20 protein-coding genes and 1 other RNA gene are annotated in these 17,726 nt (G+C 38.1%); 5 read left to right on the forward strand and 16 right to left on the reverse strand.

Annotated features, from left to right (window positions below; genetic code table 11):
- The first annotated feature begins 4 nt into the window (after positions 1–4).
- Positions 5–817 (forward strand): carbohydrate ABC transporter permease, encoded by an 813-nt coding sequence (locus tag AC2YJL_RS16685; RefSeq protein WP_013056150.1) that lies wholly within the window; start codon positions 5–7, stop codon positions 815–817.
- A 34-nt stretch (positions 818–851) separates the two neighbouring features.
- On the opposite strand, the gene AC2YJL_RS16690 is transcribed toward AC2YJL_RS16685, so the two are convergent.
- Positions 852–1,346, reverse strand: a complete 495-nt coding sequence (locus AC2YJL_RS16690) for a hypothetical protein (protein WP_230932105.1) — start codon at positions 1,344–1,346, stop codon at positions 852–854.
- Between the two features lie 159 nt (positions 1,347–1,505).
- Between AC2YJL_RS16690 and AC2YJL_RS16695 the strand changes: the two genes are divergently transcribed.
- Positions 1,506–1,634, forward strand: coding sequence for a hypothetical protein (locus tag AC2YJL_RS16695; RefSeq protein WP_013056148.1), 129 nt, complete (start codon positions 1,506–1,508; stop codon positions 1,632–1,634).
- A gap of 41 nt (positions 1,635–1,675) precedes the next feature.
- Here AC2YJL_RS16695 and AC2YJL_RS16700 read toward each other — a convergent pair whose 3' ends face one another.
- The 13 genes from AC2YJL_RS16700 to AC2YJL_RS16760 form a co-directional block, all read right to left on the reverse strand.
- Positions 1,676–2,821: a THUMP domain-containing class I SAM-dependent RNA methyltransferase gene (locus tag AC2YJL_RS16700; protein ID WP_014460934.1), complete on the reverse strand. Its 1,146-nt coding sequence runs from the start codon at positions 2,819–2,821 to the stop codon at positions 1,676–1,678.
- A gap of 209 nt (positions 2,822–3,030) precedes the next feature.
- The gene (locus AC2YJL_RS16705; protein ID WP_251567613.1) at positions 3,031–4,698 is read right to left on the reverse strand and encodes a glycoside hydrolase family 13 protein; all 1,668 of its coding nucleotides are present in this window, start codon (positions 4,696–4,698) and stop codon (positions 3,031–3,033) included.
- A gap of 132 nt (positions 4,699–4,830) precedes the next feature.
- On the reverse strand, positions 4,831–5,457 hold the full coding sequence (locus AC2YJL_RS16710) for a response regulator (protein ID WP_013082360.1): 627 nt from the start codon (positions 5,455–5,457) through the stop codon (positions 4,831–4,833).
- Positions 5,450–6,496, reverse strand: coding sequence for a sensor histidine kinase (locus AC2YJL_RS16715; protein ID WP_230932103.1), 1,047 nt, complete (start codon positions 6,494–6,496; stop codon positions 5,450–5,452). Before AC2YJL_RS16715 ends, AC2YJL_RS16710 begins: the two co-directional genes overlap by 8 nt.
- Complete coding sequence (gene liaF, locus AC2YJL_RS16720; RefSeq protein WP_195694992.1) at positions 6,493–7,221, reverse strand: cell wall-active antibiotics response protein LiaF; 729 nt, start codon at positions 7,219–7,221, stop codon at positions 6,493–6,495. The genes AC2YJL_RS16715 and liaF overlap by 4 nt, the downstream gene beginning before the upstream one ends.
- Before the next feature lie 135 nt (positions 7,222–7,356).
- The gene (locus AC2YJL_RS16725) at positions 7,357–7,983 is read right to left on the reverse strand and encodes a PspA/IM30 family protein (RefSeq protein WP_013056142.1); all 627 of its coding nucleotides are present in this window, start codon (positions 7,981–7,983) and stop codon (positions 7,357–7,359) included.
- A gap of 36 nt (positions 7,984–8,019) precedes the next feature.
- The gene (locus AC2YJL_RS16730) at positions 8,020–8,364 is read right to left on the reverse strand and encodes a lmo0954 family membrane protein (protein ID WP_050691199.1); all 345 of its coding nucleotides are present in this window, start codon (positions 8,362–8,364) and stop codon (positions 8,020–8,022) included.
- Between the two features lie 247 nt (positions 8,365–8,611).
- Positions 8,612–9,000: RNase P RNA component class B (gene rnpB / locus AC2YJL_RS16735), an RNA gene on the reverse strand.
- A gap of 63 nt (positions 9,001–9,063) precedes the next feature.
- Positions 9,064–9,396, reverse strand: coding sequence for a cell division regulator GpsB (gene gpsB, locus AC2YJL_RS16740; RefSeq protein WP_013056140.1), 333 nt, complete (start codon positions 9,394–9,396; stop codon positions 9,064–9,066).
- A 104-nt stretch (positions 9,397–9,500) separates the two neighbouring features.
- A complete protein-coding gene (locus AC2YJL_RS16745; RefSeq protein ID WP_025749350.1) occupies positions 9,501–10,052 on the reverse strand; it encodes an SLOG family protein in 552 nt (183 codons plus the stop codon).
- Positions 10,053–10,115: 63 nt separating this feature from the next.
- Positions 10,116–10,598: a CotD family spore coat protein gene (locus AC2YJL_RS16750; RefSeq protein ID WP_369360897.1), complete on the reverse strand. Its 483-nt coding sequence runs from the start codon at positions 10,596–10,598 to the stop codon at positions 10,116–10,118.
- 346 nt (positions 10,599–10,944) lie between these two features.
- Positions 10,945–12,195 (reverse strand): ribonuclease H-like domain-containing protein, encoded by a 1,251-nt coding sequence (locus AC2YJL_RS16755; protein WP_369360899.1) that lies wholly within the window; start codon positions 12,193–12,195, stop codon positions 10,945–10,947.
- A gap of 4 nt (positions 12,196–12,199) precedes the next feature.
- Entirely contained in the window at positions 12,200–14,470 is a 2,271-nt protein-coding gene (locus AC2YJL_RS16760) for a DEAD/DEAH box helicase (protein WP_369360901.1), read from the reverse strand.
- Between the two features lie 121 nt (positions 14,471–14,591).
- Here AC2YJL_RS16760 and AC2YJL_RS16765 point away from each other — a divergent pair, with 121 nt between their 5' ends.
- From AC2YJL_RS16765 to AC2YJL_RS16775, 3 genes are all read left to right on the forward strand, one after another.
- On the forward strand, positions 14,592–14,843 hold the full coding sequence (locus tag AC2YJL_RS16765) for a hypothetical protein (RefSeq protein ID WP_013056134.1): 252 nt from the start codon (positions 14,592–14,594) through the stop codon (positions 14,841–14,843).
- Positions 14,844–14,992: 149 nt separating this feature from the next.
- Positions 14,993–16,507 carry a sensor domain-containing diguanylate cyclase gene (locus AC2YJL_RS16770; RefSeq protein ID WP_369360904.1) on the forward strand — a complete coding sequence of 505 codons (1,515 nt, stop codon included), beginning with the start codon at positions 14,993–14,995 and terminating at the stop codon, positions 16,505–16,507.
- A 160-nt stretch (positions 16,508–16,667) separates the two neighbouring features.
- The gene (locus AC2YJL_RS16775) at positions 16,668–16,979 is read left to right on the forward strand and encodes a DUF6509 family protein (RefSeq protein WP_050691214.1); all 312 of its coding nucleotides are present in this window, start codon (positions 16,668–16,670) and stop codon (positions 16,977–16,979) included.
- Positions 16,980–17,194: 215 nt separating this feature from the next.
- Here AC2YJL_RS16775 and AC2YJL_RS16780 read toward each other — a convergent pair whose 3' ends face one another.
- Both AC2YJL_RS16780 and AC2YJL_RS16785 read right to left on the reverse strand, forming a co-directional pair.
- Positions 17,195–17,371 carry a hypothetical protein gene (locus tag AC2YJL_RS16780; protein WP_165575379.1) on the reverse strand — a complete coding sequence of 59 codons (177 nt, stop codon included), beginning with the start codon at positions 17,369–17,371 and terminating at the stop codon, positions 17,195–17,197.
- 109 nt (positions 17,372–17,480) lie between these two features.
- Positions 17,481–17,684 carry a cold-shock protein gene (locus AC2YJL_RS16785; RefSeq protein WP_013056130.1) on the reverse strand — a complete coding sequence of 68 codons (204 nt, stop codon included), beginning with the start codon at positions 17,682–17,684 and terminating at the stop codon, positions 17,481–17,483.
- Positions 17,685–17,726: the final 42 nt, after the last annotated feature.

Consider the following 17,726-nt stretch of genomic DNA (forward strand, 5'->3'; position numbering starts at 1 on the left):
TTTTATGAAACAAAACCCATTCAGACAACTGATTTTAGGGATATACGGTTTAATCATTCTGTTGCCCTTAAGCTTGGTTTTATTAACAACCTTTAAAACAACGCCTGAACTTTACAGCAACCCAATCGGATTACCAGCAGGCTGGAATATTGAAAATTATAAACAGCTGCTCGTCAATGAACCCATCTTTGGCTATATTAAAAACAGCGTGATTGTTACCGTCTTTAGCACGTTTTTTATTCTATGGTTTTCAAGCATGATTGCTTATGCTATTATTCAGCTACCTCAAAAGCTTGGATGGATTGTATACGGCTTTTTTGTTTGCGGAATGATTGTCCCTACTCAAGTCAATATGATTCCTGTCTTTTTGCTGATGAATAAGCTTGGGCTCGTCAATACGCTAACAGGCGTCATTATTGTCTCCATAAGTTTTTTGCTTCCCATCGGTGTCTTTATTATCACGGGGTTTATGAAAACTTTGCCAAGGGAACTATTCGAAGCTGCTCGCATGGACGGAGCGTCAGAGTGGAAAATATATTCAAAAATCGCTCTTCGACTTTCAATACCATCAATGGCTACAGTAGGAATTTTTTCGTTTGTGATTGTGTGGAATGATCTGTTATTCCCTTTGCTCTTGTTAAAATCTAAAGAAGTAAAAACGCTGCCTATTGCACTATTGGACTTTCAAGGGGAATTTCTGACTAATTATCCTATGCTGTTTTCAGCAGTCGTTCTTTCTTCTATTCCATTATTGATTGCGTACGTGTTTTTGCAAAAGCATTTCATTTCAGGAATGACATCTGGAGCATTAAAATAGCAGGCAAGAAAATCACGCTTCCCTGCCTGCTCCTTTATTCTATAGGATTATTTTTTAAAGCACGCTGAGGTTTTGGTTTCTCTACTACTAGATGTTGGTAAACGTACATTAAAGCAGCTTTCAACAGAAAGATGCCCAGCAAATGGTACTCTTTAAATGTGCCTACCCTAAAAAGCTTTGCACGGCTCATAGCTCGTTGAAAAGGATAAACAAAAAATGTATCTACGATTGCATTTAATAACATATACCTTCCAAAATGGCCATATGTGAACTTTTTAATCCATAAAGAACCTGCTAAAAATGGACCTAAAAGTAAAGCAGCTTCACCTGTTAGATATGGATGAGGAGGATTAGGGAATATCCACCACTTCTTTTTTTCAGCAATATAGCTTTCAACCATAATTAAAAAGGAAATAAACATAGTAGATGATAAATAGCGTTTAATATGCTGTCGTCCTATAAAAGGGATGGTTAACCATGAAAGAAGTATCATCCCGCCAAAAACCCGTGCTGATTGATTTTTTCTCATTTTATCACCTCTTAGGTTTTAGTATGAGATTTCCCTTTCGTAAATATGTTAGAAATAAGCTAATCATTTCTCGTTTTAAGCCGGCTATTGAAAAGAAATGAATACATATATTGCCCTGCTACTCGCCCATACTATAAAAAAACACAATGGGGTGAGTACATGCATGATTATTATGACGGACTATATAAATACCTGCTTAATGCCACGTTTTGGTTTATTTTATTAATTGTCGTGCTCGGTATAGGCATGTTTGGAATGCTAGCTTATCGCGGTTTAAAAAAGAAATAACGTAAAAAAGCCAAGCGGTTTTTACACCGCTCGGCTTTTTATTATTGGTCGTTGCGTGGAGGACGAGGTCCCCAGTACTGATAGTAGTCTGTTTTAATAAATCCGTTAAATAATTTGCGTTTTTTCGTCGCTTTTTTACCGTAGTACTGTTCAAACTGTTCATGAGATGTAAGCATATAAATCGACCACGTATCAAGCTTAGAAAACGCTTCGCCCATTTCAGCATACATTTTTTCAACAGAAGGACGATCGCTTAAACGTTCGCCGTACGGAGGGTTACCAATAATGATTCCATATTCTTTCGGCGTCGTAAAATCGCGCACTTGCATTTGTTTAAATTGAATTAAATCTCCAAGTCCAGCTTCAAATGCATTTTGCTCCGCTACTTTTACCATACGATGGTCAATATCATGACCAGCAATATCTAGCACTTGGTCGTAGTTCGCTAAGTCTTCTGCTTCTTCGCGCGCTTTGTCCCAAATATTTGCTGACATCCATGGCCATTCTTCTGATAAGAAGTCACGATTAAATCCTGGTGCAATATTTTGACCTATAAGCGCTGCTTCGATAGCAATTGTACCAGAACCGCAAAAAACATCGACAAACGGACGATTCGCATTCCACGGCGTTAGCATAATTAGAGCCGCTGCCAGCGTTTCTTTTAAAGGAGCTTCCCCTTGTCCTACGCGGTAACCGCGCTTATGAAGTCCTGCACCGCTTGCGTCAATTGTTAATGTAGCAACATCTTTTAATAGCGCTACTTCAATTTTAAACGTTGAGCCCGTTTCTTCGAGCCAGCCTGTTGTTTTGTTATAATGTTTTTTCATGCTGTCAACAATAGCTTTTTTCACGATGCTTTGACAATCTGATACGCTGAACAATTTAGATTTAACCGATTTTCCCGACACAGGAAACTGTGCATCGACCGGTAAATAATCACCCCAGTTTAATGCTTTTGTTTGTTCAAAAAGCTCATCAAACGTACGAGCTTTGAACTGTCCAACCTGCACTTTAATTCGATCTGCTGTACGAAGCCATAAATTGCAGCGAGCAATTGCGAGCTCGTCTCCTTCAAAGATAACCTTGCCATTGTCTACTTCACATTCATATCCTAAAGCACGCACTTCTTTAGCGACCAGTGCTTCAATTCCCATTGCTGCTGTTGCAATAATTTTATATTTCGCCATTTTTCAACCTCATTTTGTTTCTAATTATCTACACTAAGTGTAAAAGTACCATATACATGCGCCGTAGTCAAAGCTTTCTCCGTCTTTTTATTAAAATGCAAAAACTGCTGGCTCTTGATAGAGCCAGCAGTTTCTTCACCTATGTCGCATATAAATGTGTTTTTAAAAGATTTTCATTTTACAATTGCGCAATCGGTTGCTCAACTTGTTTATGAAAGTAAGTATACACGTGTTTCATATGGATGCAGCGTACATTTTTCAAGCGTTTCGTTTGTATCCAACGGATAATTATGAATCAGCACTTCTCTGTTTGCAAATGCGCTCTCTGAAGGAAACTCGAACGTTTGATTTTTCGGTGACATATTACAAATAACAACAGCGGTTTTACCTTCTAATGTTCGCGTATACGCGTAAATAGCGGGATCTTCTTCTGCCAACAGCTTATAAGTTCCATACACCAGCACATCATGCTGTTTTCTAATTTTAATGAGCTGTTTGTAAAAATTCAGTATCGAATTCTTATCACTTTTCTGCTCTTCTACGTTAATATCTACGTAATTTGGATTCACCTTCATCCAAGGTGTACCAGTAGAAAATCCTGCATTTCTTTCTGTATTCCACTGCATTGGCGTTCTTGAATTATCGCGGCCTGTTTCCCAAATCACTTTCATAATCTCGTCATGTGAATCGCCTTTTTCACGCTGAATACGGTAGTAGTTAATCATACCAACATCATCATAATCGTCAATAGAATCGAACTTAACATTGGTCATTCCAAGTTCTTGTCCTTGATAAATAAACGGTGTTCCTTTCATTAAAAAGTATAGTGCAGCTAAGCACTTTGCACTTTCCACTCGGTAAGCTACGCTGCCGAATTTATTTACAGAACGAATTTGGTCATGATTTTCTAAATATAAAGCGTTCCAGCCGTTGATTTTTTCTAAACCATTTTGCCAATTAGTTAAAATCGTTTTTAACTCGATTAAATCAAGCGGTTTTTCTTCTCCTTTATCCCACAGTCCCATATGCTCGAACTGAAAAATCATATTGAAGTTTCCGCCATCTTCAGCTACCCATTCATCCGCGCTGTTCGATGTTACACCATTTGCCTCTCCAACCGTCATAATATCGTATTTGGCAAACGTATTTTCTTTTAGCTCTTTTAAATGTTCTTGAATTCCCGGTCGATTCATATGGCCTTCAAACGATGGCACATAATCTAGCTTTTCAGGGTTCGGTAGATCTGGGAAGCCGGCCACTTTCTTAATATGCGAAATAGCATCTACACGAAAGCCGTCAATTCCTTTATCTAACCACCAGTTAACCATTTCATAAAGCTCATGACGTACTTTTTCGTTTTCCCAGTTTAAATCGGGCTGTTTTTTAGAAAATACGTGCATGTAATATTCTTTTGTCTTTTCTTCGAACTCCCAAGCTGATCCGCTAAAAATAGATTCCCAGTTGTTTGGCTCTTTGCCATCTTTACCTTCGTGCCAAATATAATAATCACGATATGGATTCTCTTTAGAAGACCTGGATTCTAAAAACCAAGGGTGTTCATCTGAAGTATGATTAATAACTAAATCCATAATCAGCTTCATTCCGCGATGGTGAACTTCATCTAGCAGCTCATCAAAGTCTTCCATTGTTCCGAAATCTTTCATAATATCTTTATAATCACTGATATCGTAGCCATTATCGTCGTTAGGAGACTGATAAATCGGGCAAATCCAAATGACATCAATTCCAAGATCAGATAAATAGTCTAATTTTGAAATAACCCCTTGAATGTCACCAATTCCATCGCCGTTTGAATCCATGAAGCTTCGCGGATAGATTTGATACGCAACAGCTTCTTTCCACCATTTCTTTTCCATGTGCTCAACCCCTCAAAATAGTGCTTTTACGTAAGCGTTCGCCTTTACGCATATCGCTATTTTATAATGAATACATGCAAAAAAATAGGTTTTTCACAAAAAAAATCGTTATTCTGTTTTGAATAACGATTCTCACTGCGCTAATTTGTGTTTAAAGGCATAGATGACGGCTTGAGTCCGGTCCTGTACATCCAGCTTACTTAATAAATTGCTCACATGTGTTTTTACCGTCTTTAGCGCAATAAATAATTCGTCTGCAATTTCTTGATTTGTTTTGCCTTGTGTCATTAGCAGTAAAATTTCCATTTCACGAGCTGTCAGTTCTTCATGAGGTAACGACGGTTTTCTCATTTTAGACATCATTTTACCGGTTACTTCGGGCTCTAATACAGATTGCCCCTCATATGTACGGCGAATAGCAGCTGCAATTTCTCCTGCTTTAGACGTTTTTAATAAGTAGCTTGTTGCCCCTGCCTCTAGAGCGGGATATACTTTTTCGTCATCTAGAAAGCTAGTGACAATGATCACTTTCGCTTCTGGCCACTGCTTAATCAGTTGTTTTGTTGCTTCAATCCCGTCCATTTCTTCCATGACTAAATCCATTAAAATAATATCCGGACGCAGCTGAAGCCCTAATTCAACGGCCTGTTGGCCATTTGCTGCTTCAGCTATCACATGAATGTCTGCTTGAGCAGACAAATACGCTCCTACGCCAATACGAACCATTTCATGATCATCCACTAACAGTACATTAATCATTTTGCTTCTCCTCTCTTTCTACTAACGGTACTTTCACTTCTAGCTTTGTTCCTTTGTCGGGCAAACTAATAATTTTTAACAAGCCTCCAATTTCAACTGCACGTTCGTACATATTTTGCAGGCCGTACGATCCGACTTTTTCCTTTTCTACATCAAAACCGACTCCGTTATCAACGATACGTAAAATAATGGAAAAGTCACGTTTAATCAGCAGCACATCTAAAGCTGTTGCATTGGCATGACGCAGCGTATTTGATACGGATTCTTGCAAAATCCTAAACAAGTGGTCTTCAATGCCTTTATCAAGTTCAAAACCTTCTATTTTCCAATTTAATTCAAGCGGTACTTTTTGAGCAAGCTCATTCATCAGTTCTTTCATTCCAGCCTGCAGCGATTTTCCTTTTAATGCTGCAGGACGAAGATGAAGAAGCAAAGCCCTCATTTCAAGCTGTGATTGATTAATCATTTTTTCAACCATCTTTAATTGCTTAGCTTCAGAATCTTGTAGCGTAAGATTGGATTCCGTAATAGCAGACATAAGCATCGAAGCGGCAAATAGCTGCTGACTAACGGAGTCATGCAGTTCTCTAGCAAGCCGATTTCGTTCCTGAGAAACAATTTCTTGCACTTGCTTTTGCTGATTTTCCACTTTTTCCGTTGCCATCTTTTGGGATTTCTGTGCTTGAAGAATCATTTTATGATCTACTTTATTTAAACGGCTTATAATTCGAGACGTTTCTTGAATAAGCGGTTCATTTGCCGACATATGCCGGTGGCCATTTTCTATTTCATATAATCGGTTTTCAACATATGTCCACTGCTGTCTCCACATAAACCCCATGATTCCTCCAATCACGCTTCCGATCGTCAGGCTCAAACTGAAGGAAAACAGCACAAAAGGCATGCCAAATACGCTTGTTTTCCATAAGTCGCTAAGTTGAAAAACAGGATATGCAAAAAACACGGTAAGGAGCACGGATACAAATACAAAAAAACTTAGGAAAATCCCCCATAATAACTGCCGTTGAAGAATACTCATATCCTTTGCACCTCTATATCTCCAATCACAACAGTTGTAACAATCTTCACCCTATGAGCAGATTGATCAAATTCCTCTGTTTTGATAGACAAATTTTCATTGAACGAAAAGCCGCGCTGATGTCCAAAAACCGTTACGTTTCCTGCTAGTTTAGAATGATTCACAGATACTTCCGTTTCGTAAGGAATGAGCACTTTAATATTTCCAAACACTTGACGAATAAAAATAACCGCATCGCCTTTTGGCAGAACGGTATTGCTTAAATCAACCACAATGTCTCCCCATACGCTTTGAATATTAATATCATCCCATTCGTATACGGAGTCTTCGGTTCTTTGACTGCCAAGAAGTTTATTCGTCAAAACCGGTCGGACCTGCACCAAACTTTGGTTTGGCTGCTGGGTAAATTCGTCAGTTGGTCTGAATTCAATCGGATGCTTTCTTGATTGAATAAATCTAAGTAAAAAATACAGAAAAAGAGCAATAACTAAAAACTTAAAGGCAACCGTATTAAATATATTCAACACAAGCCCAATAACGCCAATCCAAAATAAAATACGCCCTAGTTTTCTTCTCATTTTTTTTCGCCCAATATACATGAACGCACCGGCAATTAATACAGAAAAGATCAAGCCGCTGTGAAAAAACATAATTTCAATAAACAGGACAAATAAACTGCAAATAAAAATGAACATAAGAGATTCTGTTTTGTTTACGCTTTGCACAGCTCTCTCTCCCTTCTCCTCGTAGATGACATAGCGTTCTTTGGATGCTGCAGGTATCTATTCTCTCACCTTAAAAAGACGCAGAAACCTACGCCTTTTTTAGAATACCATGTTTTATGCAGAAACACTGATTTTTTACGATGATTTTACTCTTTTTTCTAATTCAGCAATCTTGCTGTCTACCGTTTGTCTATAGTAATTTGTATTAATTTGATTTTCAAGCTGGTCAATATAGGTTTCCATTTCGTCAAACTGGCTGTAAGACGTATAAGATGCTTCTGTTTTCATTACTGAATTCATACGATGATGCGCACGAGCAATATTTTCGCGCCCCATTAGTTCCATACGGCGAATATGCATATCTTTTACCTTATGCTTCATTTCTTCATACTTTTGTTCAAGCTCTTCTAACTGCTTGGATGCATCTTCATAAGATTCTTTTACGCGCTTTGCTCGCTCTTCGTAGTGAGCATGTTCTTTTAAAATAAATTCATGTAATTCCGCTTCTTCAGCTGCTTGTGCTACTTGTGCTTGCTCATGGCGCTTTTTCATCATGTCAAGGGCCAGATGATATTCGCGATTAAACTGTTCTTTTAACGTGTGCTGTCGCTCAACAAGCTGCCTTACCTTTTCGGTTTCCTGCTCGCATTGACGCAAATAGTGGTTTAGTGCAGCAATTGGATTTTTTTGTTCTTTGTGATCAAGCAATTGATGAAGGTCTGCAGAAATCGTTTCTTTCATTCGAGTAAATAAGTTTCTCATTGTGTTCATCTCCTTAGATAATAAAGTAAACTTTTATTATTTTTGATTTAAGTCAGCCCACTGACGTTCAAAATGCTTAAACGGATCTTCTTTTTCCGTTTTTATAGGGCTGCTGCTGTTCCACTTTTTATATACAATGTAAAGTACGACTGCTGCGATGATACCAGCAAGGGCCGGAAGGTTTGAAACAGTTGTTAAGAGTACGACAACACCAATAAACCCCCAGAGCCATTTTTTAAAGGGGGTCTCTGCTTTAACAAACCCTTTAAATGCTACGTACAAAATAACCAAGCCAAGTGCAAGCCCTACCATCGGACCGACATTTGCAAAAAGAACGATAGCAGCTACCGCTCCAATCAAAAACAAACCAACTTTTTTCATTTTGTCTCCTCCTTTCGCTTATCTATATACTTAGTTTAAGGATTATGACGTTTTTTCAAAACGAGCTAGAGCTTTATTTTCTCCTAAGACCTAAGGCTGACAACAAGCTCAGTCTGATTGTACAAAAAAATGACAGCTTATGATAAGCTGTCATTTTGACATAAAAAAAGCTCTTCCGTTATACGAAGAGCTGGGTTGGATTAAAATATAGTGTGTAACAACAAGTGTCGATTGCTTTTCAATAACGTTCTGTAAGCCATGTTTTGTACCATTGTACTGCAAGCGGCTAGCTACCTCGTACTCCGGTGGCAATTATCTATCTACAAAATGTAACCATTTTGTCCTTCCTTCCGTTCAGTTCCTTCCAGAAAGTTCCCCTACCATTATTTGGGTTTCTCGCTCGAGGGGTTTACCTCGTTCCACTCTTACCATTTCTGATAAGACTTCGTCACTGTGGCACTTTCAGAGTAGTCAAGCCATATCTTAAAAAGACTTAGGCTTTTTCCCCGCCGTTAGCTTTTAACAGCTACCCTAGCTTATGACTTCGCTAGGCACGAACACTACAGACATCGCAGTCTGTGCGAGCATGGACTTTCCTCTACATCCTCATATGTGATGCAGCAATTACCCGAACGTTATTGATAACGACTTTCCTTAGTATAATAAAAATAGGAGTTGAATGCAACTCCTATTTTTAGGTTATTCGTATAATTTACTTCCAAACACATGTTTTTCTAAGTTCGACAAACGTTTTAAAATATCAAAGTTTGTCGTACCCGCTTGCTGCTGCTGTTGAGCCGGCGGCGGGGTAAACGAAGGTTGTTGCGGCTTTTTAGATAACTCTTCTACTTGCTTTTTTAAGCGTAAATTTTCAGTTTGTAATGCTTCAATTTCTTCATGAAATGCTTCATAATCTTTAATAACAGAATCTAGATACTTATCTACTTCTTCTTGATTATAGCCTCTCATGCCTGTTTTAAATTCTTTTTCTAAAATTTCTTTGGCCGTTAAACGAATCTTATCAGCTAACATCTCTATCACCTCGAATACGATAAACCTTATCTTTATTATAATTCATTTTTTCAAAAATAGCTTCAAATGTCAATTTATCTTTTAAAATGTTTCGCCAAGTTTCGTTAAAAAGACGAAAATTTTTCTTCATCCACGATATCCTGTAAGTCGTGAGACGTCACCATTATAATAGGGTATTCTTCTCGTTCAGCACGTTTTTTAGCCGTTTCTAACATATATTTAGGACTTCCTTCGTGCTCTTCGTCGTAAACTAAACAAATACCTTCACTTTTTTCTACTAAAAACTGATTTTTCAACCGAAACTGTGCTGGACTTTCATATTTCTTTTTTGTGATGCTATCTACATAATCTGCTTGACTTAAGACGAATTCATACAATTCTTTATTGGCTTCATTCCATTTTTCTTCTTGCTCCAAAAATGGTGTTAAAACAGCTAACTGAAGCTGGGGATAATCGAGCTGTAGATCAAATACCACTTCTGCTGCCCAAATCTCTACTCCTAGCTGGCCACTAATCAATACCCATTCTAATCCATCTTCTACTAATTCCTGTAATTTTTTATAGAGCGCTTTTTTTATGTATGTAATGCCTTGATGTTTTTCATTAAAAATCCCAAGTTCGAATGGCTTATAACCAGTAACCGTTAGCACCTTCATTATATAACTCCTTTGTAACAAAATAGAATAGGAACTGATGTAATCAGCTCCTATTAACGTACATTATCTAAAATACCCTGAATTAGGTCCTTGATGCGCGCCTTTTGTATGACAGCTTCCTTGGCCGCAACCTTTGTGTCCCGGATAACTAGCACCTGCTACTTGACCTGGGTAGCCTCCTTGACCTGGGTAACCTCCTTGAGCTGGATAACTAGCACCTGCTACTTGACCTGGGTAACCTCCTTGACCTGGGTAACCAGCACCTGCTACTTGACCTGGGTAGCCTCCCATTTGACCTGGATAGCCTGCTCCCCCTACTTGAGTTGGATATTGCTGCGCACCGCCAAAAAACTGTTGATTTGAAGTTTCATTTACAACAGATTGCGTTTGCGGGAAGTAATGTACGTGCTTCACATTTGTATGATTCACCAATGTATTATGACTTGGATGAATGTGAGGTACAACTACCTCCTGAGAAGTAAACTGCGTGCAGCATTTTGTTGGATGCACGATTGGTGGCATACATTTTGTTGGTCTTGGATACATATCCTTTTTCCCCTTTCACTGTTTAGTTATTACACTATTACAATATGTGAAGGGCAGTGTACATGTACTAAGACAAACACCTATTTTTGGCCTACATAAAGGAGTTATACGAATTTTTCAAACTGCTTAAGACAATTACTGTTAAACAAATTAATGCGAAAAATGATACTAAAATCACATTTTTCATGAGGCCTCTCTCCATCTCACCAAAGTTCTGTTTTTAAGCTGTAAGAATAAGTCTTACATTGACTAATTTTATCAATGACTGAAAAATAGAACAATATAAAACATCCACAAAAACAAAAGAATAATAATTCTGAATATTTTAAAATAAATCAGCTGAAGTCTATGCTTTAGCTGATTTATTTTTTAGTCTAAGAAGTCTTTTTTCAAGCGCTTCCTTCGACGTTTTTTTAGTCATTTCTCTGAGTTGATTCCACTTTTCCAAGGCCAGCTCAGTATATAGAAGTGCTTGATGCACATCTTTGAGACGATGCTCATAAATTTTAGCTAGCTCAACCAATGCTTCTATAGCGACGTCACCTTCACATGTTTGAACCAAGGGTTCAAACATGTCCACTGCCTCTTTCCAACTCTTCTCTTTTTTATAATGATAAGCCATCGCTAGCTGAGCTTTTTCATGCTCCTCTTTTTCTTTTTCCGCTACGCCCTGATAAAGAGAGAAAGCGTGCTTGTTCTCCCCTAACTGCTCGTACCATCTTGCTACTTCGTATGTTTCTTTTTCTGTAAACTCCTCACTAGTAAGGAGATGCTTTGATAAATGAATGTATAAGGTAATAAGCGATAAAATATCATATTCATTATGTTTCATAATATCGAATAAGCCTCTTGGATTTTTCGTTTCAATAAAATCAAAATAAATCATGGGAGCTAAAAAACCTGGAATATCATCAACTCGTTCAATTCCAAGTATTTCTTTTTCGACATTCGCAAGCTTCACCGAACTCATTTTGTGTTTCCACAGCCTTCTTGACGCATGCAGCAAATCAAAGTGACCGAACTTAGGCAGCTTGGGCAAATGATCTCTCAATAGCGTATGGCGAGTCTTCACGTGAGGCCAATCGAAAGATTTCCCATTATAAGTCACAAGCGTCGTATAGTCTACTTCTTTTAAAAAACTTTCGTAAAATGCTACTTCTCCACTTGGCTCCGTTAATATATGCTGACGAAAAACGACGGAATCTTTTAGCACCCTTGCATATCCTAGCAAAAAGATAGTTGTTCCCGCACCTGTACTAAGCCCCGTCGTTTCCGTATCAAAGAAAAATAAATCTGAATATGTGTGGCCTTTTGATGAGAGCGGATGAGCAACTGTAGACCGATTCCATACTTGCACTACTTTTTTCAGCTCATTAAATTCATAATGTCCATGTTTGTAGTCGAGCGGGTACACCACTTCTCTGATCATACAGTAGCTGTCTTCCGCAAAGTAAGGCACAGCATGATTTCCCTTCCATTCCTGCTCATAGGGAATAGATGCGCTCTTAGGTCGCTGCGGGTTACTTTCAACCGGCGGCTTTGCTTCTGTAACATGAAGATGCTTTTTCATACGGTTTAATTTATTTTTAAAAGACAAGAGTTCACCTACTTTGCAGTTGTTGTAGCAGCACGAGCGCATCGCTTTTTGCGTGTTCTCCCTGTGCTTCCATACCGATACAAGACGGACAGCCGCTTTCGCAAGAACAATTTACAATTAATTGATTGGTTTGATTTAGCACATCATTCATTTGTTCGTATACTTTATCACTTAGTCCAATGCCTCCCGGGTATCGATCATATAAGAAGATAGTCGGCTGTTCGTTGTGCACCGCTTTTATCTGAGGCACTACATGTAAATCAGCCGGATCGCACATCACCATAAGCGGTGCAATTGACTGAATGGCATTTGCCACGGAAATGAGCGCTTGTTCCAATCGTTCTTCAGATTCGTAAAACTGTTCTTTTTCAAAGCTTAGCCACACGGCATTTGTATGAAGCTCTTCTTCCGGAAGTGAAATGGGACCTGACCCTATGTTTTCATGCGTCTCAAACTTTATTTTTTTAAATATCGTAGCCATAGCGCTGACCATTACATCACCGTAACCGATTGAATATGTCCTTTCCAGTCGTTCTTTATCAGCTTCTAGAACCTTTAAGTTAACCGCTAAGTTTGCATCGGTGAAATAGTCTACATCGACTTCACGAACATACGCTTTTTTCTCATCCCAGTCCAAGTATTCTACTTGATACTGAATGCCTTGATGCAAGTAAATCGCCTCATCATGAAGAAGCGTCATGGCACTAAAGCGATCCATTTCTCCAATTACTTTCACATTTGCAACGTCCGATTGATCAATGATGACAACATTTTCTTGGGATGCAGAGCGCAGACTGATATTATGAGCTGGAAACGAATCATTCATCCAGTACCATTTGTCTCCGCTAAAATGAATCACTCGCTCTTCTTGCAAAAACTCCAGCACGTCTTCAATTTCTACCCCATCAAATGTTTCTCCCTGCTTAAACGGCAGCTCATAGGACGCGCATTTTAAATGATCGACTAAAATAACAAGATTATCAGGATTAATTCGAGCTGTTTCTGGATTTCTGCTAAAAAAGTAATCGGGATGCTGAATCATATACTGATCAAGCGGACTTGAACTTGCGACCATCACAATGACGGCTTCTCCGTGACGTCTCCCTGCTCGTCCTGCTTGCTGCCAAGCGCTTGCAACCGTGCCTGGATAACCTGTCATCACACACACCTGCAGCTGCCCGATATCCACTCCTAGCTCTAAAGCATTCGTACTGACTACCCCGTAAATACTTCCCTCTCGAAGTCCTCTTTCTATTTCGCGTCGCTGCTTCGGCAAATATCCTCCGCGGTACCCTTGAATAGACTTATTTTGAAGCTGGTTTTTTACGAGCTCCTGCAGATACGTTAAAATAATTTCCACTCGTACTCGGCTTCGTGCAAATACAATCGTTTGAATTTTATTTTCCAAAAACTCTCCTGCAATATTTCGCACTTCAAGCGTAGCACTTCTTCTAATGTTTAAAGGTTTATTAACAATAGGCGGGTTATAAAAAATAAAATGCTTGCGGCCGCTAGGCGCTCCGTTGTTATCTACTAACATAACATGAGCTCCCGTTAAATGCTCAGCAAGTTCTTTTGGGTTAGCGATGGTCGCTGATGTACAAATAAAGATAGGATTGCTTCCATAGTAGCGGCAAATTCGCTTTAACCGGCGTATAACGTTAGCTACGTGGCTTCCAAAAACACCGCGGTACGTATGAAGTTCATCAATCACAATGTACTTCAGGTTTTCAAACAGTGATACCCATTTAGTGTGATGAGGTAAAATAGCTGAATGAAGCATATCTGGATTCGTAATAACAATATGACCTGCTTTTCTTACCTTTTGACGGATATTTGCCGGAGTATCTCCATCATACGTGTAGCTATTGATTGGTACTTCCATTTCTTCAATGATTTCATTTAATTCACTTTTTTGATCTTGGGCAAGCGCTTTTGTTGGAAACAAATAAAGAGCTCTAGCCTGATCATTCTCCATAATACTCTGAAGTACCGGTAAGTTGTAACACAATGTTTTCCCCGATGCTGTCGGCGTCACAGCCACAACATTCTTCTTAGCTGTCGCCAAATCAAACGCTGTTTTTTGATGCGTATAAAGCGAACCAATTCCTCGGTTCTCAAGTGCTTGACGCAGTTTCGTATGCAAAGAAGCCGGAAATGGCGCAGTTTTAGCTTCTTTCTCTTCGATTGTATGCCAATGAACAATATTTTTCTGATACGATGGATTCGTTTGCAAGATATCCATTACTTCTTGTAAGTTTTTTCGTATTCTCATTTTCATCACCTGCTTCTATTTTAACGAATGAACGTTCGATAGAAAACCATAAGTTTTTGTATGTTTTTGGTGGATTCGGACATGGTATTAATACAGTAAATTTTTCAAGGAGATGTTAAAAATGGGAAGCCCTTATCTTTGCCCTAGCTGCAAAACAAATCGAACGCGTTTTAATATCATTGAACAAAATGCAAAACCTGTAAAAATGGATCCAAGAAGCGGAGACGTCGTAGAAGAATACACAAACGATACGCTCGATGCCTTTCACGCTGCTTATAACGGACCGCAAAAACGCATTCAGTGCGGAGCTTGCGGATTAGTAGAAGATGAAACCATGTTTGTACGGCATGCTGAATCGAATAAACTTCAATAAAAAAGGTGAGGCTCTTTAGCCTCACCTTTAATCATATAAATCTTTATGCTTTTTCTTAATCAAAAAGCAGACATTTTCATCTAAAAAATTCATGTCTTTTCTTATAGAAACATGCTAAAATACCTAAAAAAGATATGGAGATGATGGTCATGTCATTTCTTCTTTCGCTTTTACCTTTCTCCTTTTTGAAGAAATTTCGTTTTCCTTCAGGAAGAGAAGTTAATGAAGATAAAATGTTCGATAAAACGAATGTAGAGATGCTTCAACAGAGAGTCAAGCTAGTTTCACTTGCTCTTGTAGTTTCCTATCCTATTTATATTTATATAGGGTTTTCTTTACTTCAACATGCGGGGACATCTCAGTTTAGACATACACTAATTGGTATTCATTTCACTAGTTTTGCTCTCTCCTCTCTTTATTTATTTTTCTATTATGTTAGTAAGAGAAAAGAACGGTTTGCTAACTACTTAAGTACCATTGTATATGGCTATATATTTTATTACGTATTTGCTGCAGCACTTTCTACTATTAACAGTCAGCTTTTCACAGGTCGCGTAGACGTGTATATGATGCTTTTGATTTCCACAGCTGTTTTATGTCCTATGAAATTAAAACATCTGTGCATCATTTTTATTCCTAACCATCTTTTTTTACTATACGGCTTATCACGATATGTACCGGATTCTTTTTCACTTATTTCAAAGCAGATCAATACAACTGCAGCAGTTGCTATCGCTTTACTTATTTCATACATTCTTTATACATACCGTCACAGAGAATATATGAATCATTTACAGCTAAAAGAAAGCGAACGTAATTTTTTTACGCTGTTCAAAATTAATCCCTATCCTTTGCTATTAACGAGATTATCCGACCACAAAGTGCTGCTCATTAACAATAAAGCTATTCATTTTTACAATCTTGCTTCTCAAGATCTTGATCAAATAGACGGATTTATAATCTATCCTACTGATGAAGATCGAGAGGAGATTTTAAAACGTCTTCAACAAGAGAAATATGTAAAAAACTACATCCTAGAAGCACGTGAACATGGAGATTCTAAGTGGGTTATGATCAATTATGAATTACTAGAGTATCAAAGCGAAAGCTGCATACTCGCAGGTATTACCGACATAACCGATTTAAAAGCGGTTGAGCATGAATTGAGCTTGCACGCTTCAACTGATATGCTAACCGGAATTTTAAATCGAAGAAGCGGAATGGAAAAACTGCAGCTGGAACTGCTGAGAGCTAAAACCAATCATACATCTTTCCTATTATGCTTTATCGATATTAATTCTTTAAAACTAGTAAATGATCAATATGGTCATAGAGAAGGCGACTGGCTTATTAAAACAATAGCAGAATCAATTAGTGGTTATATTGGTAACGATGATACGCTCTTTCGCTACGGAGGAGATGAGTTTTTATTAATTGCTCCTGAACAAACGGAAGAATACGTACAAGAGCTGTGGCAAAATATTAATGAACAGCTAGAAGATAAAAAGAAAGAATTTAATAAGCCGTATGCACTGTCTGCGAGTTACGGATTTATTATATGTGCACCTCCTTCAGACGACACCAACCTAGATACATTAATTCAAAAAGCAGATGCTGCCATGTATAAGCAAAAACATACGCGCGTTTCTTCCACATTTAAGTAAATCATCGAAGTCCTTGCGCCATCGCATCAGGTAGATTCGCTAAATAGAACGTTCAAGGAATAAATCCGTGCATGAATTACGCATGCACTTTCTTTCTTTGCAAAGAAAAACTATAATAGATGATGCAAGTATTTTACTGATATATGGAAAGGACGTACATATGTTTACAATTAAAGAATATACAGCTGAACAATTGCAGGATCCATTTGGTCTCCTTCTAGGTGAACGCTATGAATTTCATTTATACATTGAGGTAGAAGAAGATGATGAATTATATACGGGCAACGACCTAGCACTACGCGTAGTATATATTAAAAGCGAAGATAACACTTCTATTGCCCAAACTCATTTCTACGAAGTTTCAACAAATAAAGTATTAGACTTCGACCTTGAAGAAGAGGAAGAAGAAGTTGTAAAAGAATTTTGCGGGAAGCATTTACCTTCAGAGGAAGGTACAAATAACGAGGAATAATTAAAAGAGACTGGGACAAACGTATTTTAGTTGAAGGAAAATCCGAACGATGAATCGAGGTTCTTAGTGGAGAATCAAACTCGTTCGGATTTTTTCATTGGTAGAGTGAACGTAGGTTTTATGTATGTAACTGCTTCTAGCTGTTGTGTAACAAACGAGCCCTACCAGCTCATTTGTTCGTCTGTAGATTGAATTGATTTCGTTATGTCCCAGCCTCATTTTTGATTTCGTTTTTCCATTAGCTTTTTAACTACTTCTTTTGGCTCCCAGCATGTAAACTGATACGAAGGACGGGTTTCATAGCCAAGTCTTTTGCATCGATACTTCATTCCCTTATCCAATTTAATACTTTGAAAATGTTGACATGTGGCACAGCAATGAAATGAACTCATACCTTCTCTTCTCCCCTCCCCTACTTTAATCTATTTTCTTAATCATATAAATAAAACAAATTTGTACAAAAAAAGCTGCCTATCGGCAGCTTTCATATGTAGCGTTGAATTATAATTTTACAACATTCTCCGCTTGAGGTCCACGTTGGCCTTCAACGATTTCAAATTCAACTTTTTGACCTTCTTCTAATGTTTTGAAGCCTTCAGATTGGATAGCTGAAAAATGAACAAATACGTCATTTTCGCCTGGTACTTCGATAAAACCGAAGCCTTTTTCACTGTTAAACCATTTTACTGTACCTGTAGTAGCCATGTAAAAAAACCTCCAAAAAATGTAAAAATTTTAATATGTTAC

It is taken from the genome of Priestia sp. SRI_019 (assembly GCF_057586255.1).